We start from the raw sequence: 10,150 nt of genomic DNA on the forward strand, positions 1-10,150 counted from the left end.
AAAAGTGTTGTGAGTTAAAAAGGGGTTATTATGCGCAGACTTGTAGCGGATGTTGATACGGGTATCGACGACATGCTCGCTCTGATTTATCTCGCGGCACGGCACCGCGCCGGGGAAATTGAGTTAGCCGGCGTGACCACCGTCGCGGGAAATACGACGGTCGAGAATGTCGCTGTAAATACGCGTTGGGTGCTTGACCTGTGCGGATGCTCTGACATTCCCGTTGGAGTGGGGCCGGCTGCGCCGGTCTCGATCCCGTTGACCACCACTCCCGAAACTCACGGCGATTACGGCCTCGGGTACGCCCGACCTCCGCGTGAGGTGGGCGAGCGGCTGTCGGTCGATGGTGGCGGATCCACCGACAATAAGTCGACCACTTCCCGTACATTGACGACGACTGACGTGTGGGAAGCTGCTCTTCAGGACGGCCCGGCCGATCTCGTCGCGACGGGTCCGCTGACGTCGGTAGCGATGAATCCCGAGCTGGTGTCAAGGTTCGATTCGCTGACGATCATGGGCGGTGCCGTCGATTATCGAGGAAATACGACGCCCACGGCGGAGTGGAATTTTTGGGTCGACCCCGACGCGGTGGCCATGACGCTGGACGAAACTCGGCAGCGCGGTTGGGATGTCACCCTGTGCCACCTGGGTGTGACGGAAACGATCATGGTCACGCCGGACGACATCGCACGGTGGGGTTTGCCGGGCGAGTTGGGCACGCTTGTACAGGATGCGCTGCGTTTTTACTTCGAGTTCCACGACAACGAGGGGATCGGTTATTGTGCTCAGGTCCATGACTTGCTTGCCGTCATGGTGGCCCTCGACGCGGTCGATTACGGCACCGCGGATAAAGCACTGGTCGCCGTGCCTGATGACCGGGGAGCGATAACGACGGTGGCGGCTGATGGGGATCGGGGCGAGGCTGCCACGATCCACGTTCTCGATTCTGTCGATCCCGATGAAGTGAGAGCCGAAACGCAGCGCGTGTTCGCCATTCTCACTTCATAGCGCTGGCCTCCTGTAACGCGGGTCCTGATAACGTCTTGTCTAGCGTCGGAAATAAGTTCGTGGTTTCCTTTGTCGACGGGGCTACGCACTCCAGGGCCAATGCCGTTCCTACGGCAGACGAACTTATTACATTATGCCTCGCGAACAGTGTGGTGACGTATCGAATACGGTGGCTAGATCACTCGTGAAGTTAGGAAATCTTCGAGAGATCTTGTGCTGCAACTACAGTGAAGAGGGTGGCTACTCAGAACACGTCGGCACGAACTGCAGCCTCTTCAAACAGTGCTCAACAATTGCACGATGTCATTCGCGTCGTCGGGGCGTCGGAAAACAATTTGCGCCACGTCACCGTCGATATCCCGAAACGGAAGCTCACCGTTTTCACCGGTGTGTCGGGGTCGGGCAAGAGCTCGCTGGTGTTCGGCACGATTGCCGCGGAGGCGCAGCGCAGCATTAACGAGACGTATAACGCGTTTGTGCAGGGGTTTATGCAAGCTCCCAGCAGGCCGGACGTCGATCGTATCGAGGGGATCACGGCGGCCATCAGTGTGGATCAGTCGTCGTTGGGTGGTGGCCCGCGGTCCACCGTCGGCACTGTTACCGATGCTTTGGCTTATTTACGCCTGTTATTTAGCCGTGTTGCCGAACCTCATATTGGTGGGCCTAAGGCATATTCATTTAATCAGCCGACGGTGACGGGCGGCGGCGCAATCAAGAAAGTGGGCCAGAAAAAAGGCAAAGCCAAACGGTTCACCGTGATCGGCGGGCAATGCGTGACCTGCGAAGGTATGGGGACCGTCACCGATTTAAAGTTGACCGAACTTTTCGACGACACGCTTTCCCTTAATGATGGCGCTTTAACCATTCCTGGTTACAAAGCTGGAGGGTGGTCTGTTCGGCAAATCGTGGAATCGGGGTTCGTCAATGGGGACAAACCCATTAAGGATTTCACGGATAAAGAGATGCACGATTTTCTTTATCGTGAGCCGGAACGCGTCAAAATAAATAACGTCAATCGAACGTATGAAGGCTTAGTTCCGCACCTTAAGAATTCGATGCTGTCGAAAGATCGCGAATCTATGCAGCCGCATATTCGGGAGTTCGTCGACCGCGCGGTGACTTACAAGCCATGCCCTGATTGTCACGGCACGCGACTGAACGAGGGCGCTCGAACGTCGACAATCGATGGAGTTTCTATTGCAGACGCCGCGGGGATGCAGATCAACGAGCTGGCCGAGTGGGTGGCGACGCTCGACAAACCCCAGGTGAAGCCGGTGATTGAGAACCTGCTGGCGATGCTGGACACATTCGTCGATAGTGGCCTGGGCTACTTGACGCTCGACCGCCCCGCGGGGACGCTATCCGGTGGTGAAGCGCAACGGACCAAGATGGTGCGACACGTGAATTCGGCGCTCACGGATGCTACCTATATTTTCGACGAGCCCACCGCCGGCCTGCACCCGCACGATATCGAGCGCATGAATGCCCTGCTCCTGCGTCTGAGGGACAAGGGGAACACGGTGCTCGTCGTGGAACACAAGCCGGAAACGATTGCGATCGCGGACCATGTGATCGATATGGGGCCGGGCGCGGGTAAGGATGGCGGGACGGTGTGCTTCGAAGGCAGCGTGGAGGAGTTGCGTGAGAGCTCGACCGCGACGGGCACCCACCTGCATGATTCCATTCGTGTGAAAGATACTGTCCGGCAGCCGACCGGCACGATCACCATCGATCATGCTTCGTTGAATAATCTCGACGACGTTACGGTGTCGATTCCGCTGGGGGAGCTTGTGGCTGTAACTGGCGTGGCCGGCTCCGGGAAGAGTTCGCTGATGAGCGAGCTGCGTCGGCGAAGCGCTGAGCACGGCTCTCGTGAAAGCAGTGCCCGCGCCGGAGATTCCGTCGGCAACAGAGCCACCCCCGACCAGCGCCTCGTCTACGTCGATCAGTCCCCGATCAAGGGCGGCCGTCGCTCCAACCCCGCCACGTACACCGGAATGCTGGACCCCATCCGCAAATCATTCGCAAAGGCGAACAACGTCACCCCGTCGCTGTTCAGCGCCAACTCTGAAGGCGCGTGCCCGTCGTGTCACGGCTTGGGAACCATCGATATCGACCTCGGCATGATGGGCCGCACCAGCTCTACCTGCGAAGACTGCGCCGGCCGAGGCTTCTCTGCGGAGGTCCTGGACTACACGTTGGGCGGCTCCACCATTGCCGACGTCATGGCAATGACCGTCGACCAGGCCCTCCCGTTTTGTCGAGAAGCGAAGGTTCGCAGCGCGGTCGCGATCCTTCGTCGGCTATCCGACGTCGGCTTGGGTTATCTGACTATCGGCCAACCATTGTCGACGCTATCCGGTGGCGAACTCCAACGCCTCAAGTTAGCAGTACACATGGCCGACGACGGCGGAGTCTACGTTCTGGACGAGCCGACGAACGGTCTGCATATGCAGGACGTCGACAAGTTGTTAACTCTGCTGGATAAGTTGGTGGATTCGGGTAAGAGCGTTGTGGTGGTGGAGCATCATCAGGCGGTGATGGCGCACGCGGATTGGCTCATTGACCTGGGGCCGGGCGCGGGTGATGAGGGTGGCCAGGTCGTGTTTGAGGGCACGCCGCGGGAGTTGGTCGAGCAGAAGGAGCCCGGACTGACGGGGCGGTATTTACGGGAGGCTGTGCGGGCGTGACGTGGGAGCGTTCGTGGTGTGCTCCGCCGCATACTTCGTGCGCGCGTCCCGAATCCCTACCGCATACCCGTCGGCAATTAATAAGCTCGAGGTCAACACGGGTTTCCGGGGTCGGTGTTCCCATGGGTTAAAGTATTGACAGCTCGAGGTGACATAGAGCGTTGTACCAGCAGCCGCGCGGAAACGCGTGGAAAGCTGCTGAAAGCGTGCTTGGCAAAGCGAAGCGCGTCTACCTGCATAGTTGCGCTGCGTTTCACGTGCCGCACGTGCATAATCAGTCCGAGAATGTGCCGGATACGGAGAACCTATGAGCACCAACGGCCCCGTCGAGCCCACTACATCACCAGACCACACTGGCCACAAACAAGGTACAGCGTCGAATACCCTCAAGCGACGCATCTTCAACTCCGCGAATGTGTGCACCGCCATCGCGATTCTCATTATGGCGGCGACGTGGTTGACGCTGGTCCTGATGCAGCCGGACGATCCCTGGGAGTCGCTTGCCGATGGTAAGGGCTCGATTATCGCGCTGGCCGGTTTCGGTGTGAGTGCGCTGATCGCGCTGATCGGGATTGTGCCCAAGCTGCCCCCGCGGTCGCTGGCCCTGCTGCCTGCGGCGTTGGTCATTAACATCGTGGTCGGGCAGGTGATCGGCACGATGCCGTTGCCGGTTCCTCTATACCTGGACTCCATCGGGACGGTTCTGATCGCCGCCCTTGCCGGTCCGCAGGCGGGTATGGCAACGGGTGTGCTGTCGGCTCTGATCTGGGGAACCTTCAACCCGACCGTCGTCCCCTTCGCGGCGGATTACGCCATGATCGGCTTGCTCGCGGGGCTGGTGCCGTGGACGAAGCGCTGGGTTCCCCCGATCGCCGGCGTGTTCGTTGGTTTGCTGTCCGCGTTGATGGCTGCGCCGGTGGCGTCGTTCATTTTCGGCGGGACGGCCGGTACGGGCACGGGCCTGTTGGTGACGGCGTATCGCGGGCTCGGATTCAGCCCCATGACGGCCGTTTATTTGCAGTCGCTGACCTCGGATCCGATCGATAAGGTGATCGTGTTCACGCTGGTGGCGGCGATTATTGCGGCTCTTCCGCTTCGGACCATCCGCTCATTTTCGACGAAGAAGTCGTAGGGGTTTTGGCGGCGTTTTCGGCGGGAAACCCTGGCTTGGTAGCTCGGTGAAAAGGCCCTGGTGACGGTCGTGCGTGGCAGCGAACCCGAGCAGCGATCGCCCGTCTCATGTTCCTGCTCGAATTTTGCGGGGCAATATGGGTCCCTCTCACCAAAACTGCGGAGGAATATGGGCGAAAAATGGCCAAAAATTGACCATATACCTCCGCACTTTTCTTGGACTTCCACATACCCCCGCAGTTTTGTGGTCTTGATGTGCCATTGCCGTCTAGCCTCTTAATTGCCGACGCTGTGGGTCCAGCACCGCACACATTCGCCGACGTCGTGCGGGCTCAATTCCCCATAACCAACCTCAACCAACCCGCCACCCCGACAACCTAAGGAGCTCGACATCCACCCGTACACTCCGCTCGTGACCGCCGCCTGCCTGATGGTGAGCGTCACGGTGCTCAACACGCCGTGGGCGTCGGCTATCGGAATAGGTGTTGCTGTGGTGGCAGCGATTGCTATTAGGAATAAGGCAGCAACCCTGGCCGCCGTCACCATCATCATCCCAGCGTGTGTGTCATTTTCGCTGATGTACGGCCTTTTTGGTTCATGGTCGACGGCCGCCGCCCTGAGCCTTCGTTTCGCCGCGGTGGTGGGCTGCGGCGTGATGTTCGGTTCGCTAGTCAACCCGGATGCGCTCATGCGCGCCCTGCAAACGTGGCTGCCGGCGCCGATCGTGTATGTGGTGGGCTCGGTCGTCCGGTTGATCCCGCTGGCGACGTCGCGAATGAGGACCATCCAGCAGATTCAGCGCTCGAGGGGCGTGAAGCCGCAGCGGAGAAAGCTGGTCATTCCGCTGGTCGTGGGGCTGGTGACGGATGCGGCGCAGCGGTCGCGGCCGTTGTCGCGAACGGGGATTGCCCAGCCGGGGCGGCGGACGGTGCTGTACCCGGTTCGCGATCGCGCGTGGGAGCGTGTGGTTCGTTACGGGATGGTTGCGTTGATGTTCGCGGCCTGCGTGTGGGGGATCGCGGGGTAAGAGCGAAGCAGAGCAGGGCAGAGCGGGATAGAGCGGGTAAAGCAGGATAGAGATGAAGAAGTTTGTGTGCGCCCCGAGCGGCTCGGGGATGAGCGAAGAGGCGTGGGCCCTCGCGGAGGACACGGGAGCCGCGTGGGTGGGCAATGATGCGGCAGCCCACATCACGTTGCTGCGGAGCACGGTGGAGCAGGAGCTCGCGTTCGGCATGGAGCAGATGGGTGTGCCCGTGCCGGACATGCGCGCGCGGATCCAGGATGTTGCTGGTCAATGGGGGTTGTCGACGCTCCTCCAGCGCGATCCATCCAAATTGTCGACGGGTCAGACGCGCCGGGTGGCCATCGCGTCCGCCCTCTTACGTAATCCTGACAATCTGGTGTTGGATTGCCCATTGGACGGATGTGACATGGATGCGACGCGCGCATTGGTGCAGGTCGTGGATAGTTTTCCGGGCGACGTCACCATTTTCGACCGCACATGGAACCACTTAGCTGACCTGTGCGACGTTGAGTCGCGTTATCCCGAGGACGTCGGGCTGAATCCCGTTGCGGGGGCGAAATATGACTCGCCGGTCGAGTTGAGCCAAACTCCCGACGACGACTCCGCTGGCGGCTCCGACGCCGAATCCGCTGATTCCGCCTATGCTCCCTCGCCTGTTCTGGTGATCAACGACCTCGTGGTCGAGCGCCACGCTTTTACGCTGGGGCCTTTGTCGGCGGGCATCCCGCGCGGGATTACTCACATCGCGGGGCCGAACGGTACGGGGAAAACCACGCTTCTCCTCGCTTTGGCAGATTTGATTGAGCACAGTGGTGGATCGCAGCAAGTCGTCGGGCCGGATGACGCCGCCAGCCAACCCCACCCCCTCCGCTACGGCTGGGCCCCCACATCAATGGACACATCGTTCTCGGCGAAAACAGTGAGGGACGAGATCGCGATCGGCTCCACTCTCCGCAACGCCGACGCGCTGATCGAGTATTGCGGCCTGCAGGATGTCGCGGGCGTTCACCCGCTGGACGTAGCGTCGTCGGCAAGAAGAATTGTGTCGGTGGCCTGCGCGCTAGCCCGCGGCCCGGAGTTCCTTTTCCTGGACGAGCCCACCGTTGGCCTGGATGTTTATGGGTATCGCACCTTGGAGCGGATCATGCGCGGGTTCGTCGCCGGCGAGATCCATGATGTGCTGCGCTCGCACGGCGGCAGCACATTAGGCGAGCCTAAATCGGTGGTGTGGACGTGCCACAACGGCCCGTATTCCGAGCTTTCGGACTATCGGCTGGTACTCTGACCAGCGTGTACACACCAGATGCAATCGGAACGCCCCTGTCCCCCAGCGCGACCAAGGTCATGTTGCTTGGTTCGGGGGAGTTGGGCAAAGAGGTCGCAATAGCTTTCCAGCGTTTGGGGGTGGAAGTTCACGCGGTCGATCGGTATGACGGCGCGCCTGCTCATCACGTGGCGCAGTTTCACTATGTCATCGACATGACGGACCCGGATGCCATTAAAAACCTTGTCGACGACGTTCGCCCGGATTTCATTGTGCCGGAGATCGAGGCGATCGCGACGGACGCGCTCCGCGATTTGGAGTCGGACTACACGGTGATCCCCACGGCCGAGGCGACGCGCGTCACGATGAACCGCGAGGAAGTTCGTCGGTTAGCGGGGGAAGATCTTGGCTTGCCGACGAGTGGCTACGCGTTCGCATCGACCCGCGACGAGTTCGACGACGCCGTGGATGCCATGGGTTTCCCGTGCGTGGTGAAGCCGGTGATGAGTTCCTCCGGCAAGGGGCAGAGCGTGCTCAACGGTCCGGAGGACCTCGACGAGGCGTGGGATTACGCGATGAGCGGCGCCCGCGTGAATCAGGCCCGCGTGATCGTCGAGCAGTTCGTTGATTTCGATTATGAGATCACGCTGCTGACGGTGCGCGCGGTGGACCCCTCGACGGGCAAGGTGGCCACGTGGTTCTGCGAGCCGGTGGGGCATCGTCAGCATTCCGGCGATTATGTGGAGTCGTGGCAGCCCGCGCCGATGAGCGACGCGGCCGCGGAGAATGCACGGTCCATCGCGGCGCGCGTGACCAACGCTTTGGGTGGGCGCGGCGTCTTCGGTGTCGAGCTGTTCGTCAAGGGCGACGATGTGTATTTCTCCGAGGTCAGCCCGCGGCCGCATGATACGGGCATGGTGACGATGGGGACTCAGCGCCTGTCGGAGTTTGAGCTGCATGCCCGGGCGATTTTGGGATTGCCTGTCGACGTCACGCTGGTGTCGCCGGGTGCGTCTGCCGTGATTTACGGTGGCGTGAGGGGCGACGGCGTGGCCTTTTCGGGGGTGAAGGAGGCCCTGGCTGTGCCGGAGACTGACCTGCGGCTCTTTGGCAAGCCCGAGGCTTTTCCTCATCGACGGATGGGCGTTGTGACCGCGACTGCCGAGGATATTGAGACTGCGCGGTCACGGGCGACGCAAGCGGCATCCACGGTGCATCCTTTCGTGCCTGAGGCGGAGGATGGCTGGGGTGATAGCTCGCGCGGGGCTGAGGACCGTGGGGAGTGAGAGGCTGGACGTTGAGCCGCAGCCGGCCATGAGCTGGCGGCTTAGTCTTTGACGAGCCCGCCGTCGGCAAGTCCCTCCTGGGCTGTTACGTGTTTGTTACGGTCCCAAATTCTATTGTCGCGATAGATCTATATCTATAGAGTGGACCTAACGTAAATAACAAGGAGGGATTTCGGTGGGCGAGAAACTTCGGCAGTTCTTTGGCGTCCCCAGTTTGAGTGCGTTTTTTACCATCATTATTGGGTGCGTGGCGGTGGCGGTCCTCATGACGACGGTCTTGGAGGGCAAAAGTGCGATTTTTAAAATCATAGTTTTTGCGGCTCTTCTCCTGGTGAGTCGTGGTGTGGGGGAGCTAGTCCGCTATTTTCAGAAAAATCGAGAGCAAGGGTAACGATTGCTACTCCACCAGTATTTTGCACTCCTGGGATTCCCCATCTTTATGTTCAATTTTTACGCCGATATAGCTGATATCGGCATTGGCAACTCCGGTGACGAAAAGTGGTCCCTCACCTGTTTTCCCTGCTGAAAAGCCACTGTCAGTCTGTTTTATTTTATTTCCATTAATGTCGTAAAACTTCATCGCTACCTGGTCACCGGGTAGGCCGTGGTAGTGCGTCTCCGCTGTGTTTTTCTCGTGATTGATATCGATGACGTCGGGGTTGCACGTCCCATCACTATTAACAAAATGCCCGGTGGAAGGCTGTGTCGAATTCGAAGGTGTAGGGCTCGAACTATCGGAATGTGACTCTTCGTTAGACGATTGCTCTGCGCTTGTTGTTGAAATAGCGCTTTCCGCCTTCTCGCTATTCGATGAATCTGACGACGAAGAGCATCCGCTGAGCATAGTTGCAGCGGCAACAGCGATGAATAAAGAAGTTACTGCACCACGTTGACGCGGAGAAAGTTTCTTTACGTACACCATTTCATCACCATGCTCACGTTGACTGATATTGCGACGTGTTTTCTTCAGCCCCCTCCGAACATCTCCACCGTCAACCCAAAGCGTTATCGAAAGATAAGAATTGGGAAGGTCTGGCTACATTCAAGACTACCCAGATTTGCTTCATTATTCTGATAAGCATTGTGCAGGTTATGTACTCCCCGGCAGCGTATGCACCGACCAGGATATGATCGCCACCCCCGAACCAGCGATTCCCATCGACGCCCTCGCGGTCCTCCACCGGGGAATATAATCGGGTGACGTGGATACACACGCGGTATCCGCCGAAAACACACGGACACTAACCGTCGAAAACTGAACATCGACATCGTCGACCTACGGGAGCCCAGTGATGTGGGCTGAGAGGGCGGGCATCCCCGCCGACCGTAAACCTGATGCGGATAATGCCGCCGGAGGGAAGGAGCCTATGTCCCGGCACATCACTATTATCGGCGCTGGTCTTGTGGGGCTGGCCACCGCGTTTGAACTGACTGAGCTCGATCCGGAGTGCTCGGTATCGATTCTCGATCCTGCTCCGCTCTCGGGGGCGAGCCACCACGCCGCGGGCATGTTAGCCCCGGCCGCAGAGATGCAGTATCAGCAGGACGCGTTGGTCCCCCTCATGCGTCAATCCGCGCTGTGGTACCCGAGTCTGGTCCGACGCGTCGCTCTGGCCGCTCATTCTGACCCCGACGATCCCCACGCGACGGGTTTCCGTCGGGACGGAACCTACGTCGTCGCCGCCGATTCTGCCGATCGGGTGCACCTGGCCGAGACGCGAGATTTCCAGGAATCGTTCGGCATGAA

9 protein-coding genes and 1 riboswitch are annotated in these 10,150 nt (G+C 59.7%); of the genes, 8 read left to right on the forward strand and 1 reads right to left on the reverse strand.

What is annotated here, in order from left to right:
- Positions 1–30: 30 nt before the first annotated feature.
- From Q3981_RS09510 to Q3981_RS09540, 7 genes are all read left to right on the forward strand, one after another.
- Complete coding sequence (locus tag Q3981_RS09510; protein ID WP_303125656.1) at positions 31–1,008, forward strand: nucleoside hydrolase; 978 nt, start codon at positions 31–33, stop codon at positions 1,006–1,008.
- Between the two features lie 236 nt (positions 1,009–1,244).
- Positions 1,245–3,698: an excinuclease ABC subunit UvrA gene (locus Q3981_RS09515; RefSeq protein ID WP_303125659.1), complete on the forward strand. Its 2,454-nt coding sequence runs from the start codon at positions 1,245–1,247 to the stop codon at positions 3,696–3,698.
- A gap of 442 nt (positions 3,699–4,140) precedes the next feature.
- Positions 4,141–4,830 (forward strand): ECF transporter S component, encoded by a 690-nt coding sequence (locus tag Q3981_RS09520; protein ID WP_148209756.1) that lies wholly within the window; start codon positions 4,141–4,143, stop codon positions 4,828–4,830.
- A gap of 411 nt (positions 4,831–5,241) precedes the next feature.
- Positions 5,242–5,856, forward strand: coding sequence for an energy-coupling factor transporter transmembrane protein EcfT (locus Q3981_RS09525; RefSeq protein ID WP_303125661.1), 615 nt, complete (start codon positions 5,242–5,244; stop codon positions 5,854–5,856).
- Positions 5,857–5,908: 52 nt separating this feature from the next.
- The gene (locus Q3981_RS09530; protein WP_303125664.1) at positions 5,909–7,138 is read left to right on the forward strand and encodes an ATP-binding cassette domain-containing protein; all 1,230 of its coding nucleotides are present in this window, start codon (positions 5,909–5,911) and stop codon (positions 7,136–7,138) included.
- Positions 7,139–7,143: 5 nt separating this feature from the next.
- The gene (purT, locus tag Q3981_RS09535) at positions 7,144–8,403 is read left to right on the forward strand and encodes a formate-dependent phosphoribosylglycinamide formyltransferase (RefSeq protein ID WP_303125666.1); all 1,260 of its coding nucleotides are present in this window, start codon (positions 7,144–7,146) and stop codon (positions 8,401–8,403) included.
- 175 nt (positions 8,404–8,578) lie between these two features.
- A complete protein-coding gene (locus tag Q3981_RS09540; protein ID WP_303125668.1) occupies positions 8,579–8,794 on the forward strand; it encodes a hypothetical protein in 216 nt (71 codons plus the stop codon).
- A gap of 6 nt (positions 8,795–8,800) precedes the next feature.
- Here Q3981_RS09540 and Q3981_RS09545 read toward each other — a convergent pair whose 3' ends face one another.
- A complete protein-coding gene (locus Q3981_RS09545; RefSeq protein ID WP_303125670.1) occupies positions 8,801–9,325 on the reverse strand; it encodes a hypothetical protein in 525 nt (174 codons plus the stop codon).
- 346 nt (positions 9,326–9,671) lie between these two features.
- Positions 9,672–9,779: riboswitch (TPP riboswitch) on the forward strand.
- Here Q3981_RS09545 and Q3981_RS09550 point away from each other — a divergent pair.
- The coding region (locus tag Q3981_RS09550) for an FAD-dependent oxidoreductase (RefSeq protein WP_303125672.1) at positions 9,771–10,150 on the forward strand (380 nt) is incomplete at its 3' end. (Overlaps the previous riboswitch by 9 nt.)

It is taken from the genome of Corynebacterium sp., from assembly GCF_030530965.1.
Taxonomy (GTDB): Bacteria; Actinomycetota; Actinomycetes; order Mycobacteriales; family Mycobacteriaceae; genus Corynebacterium.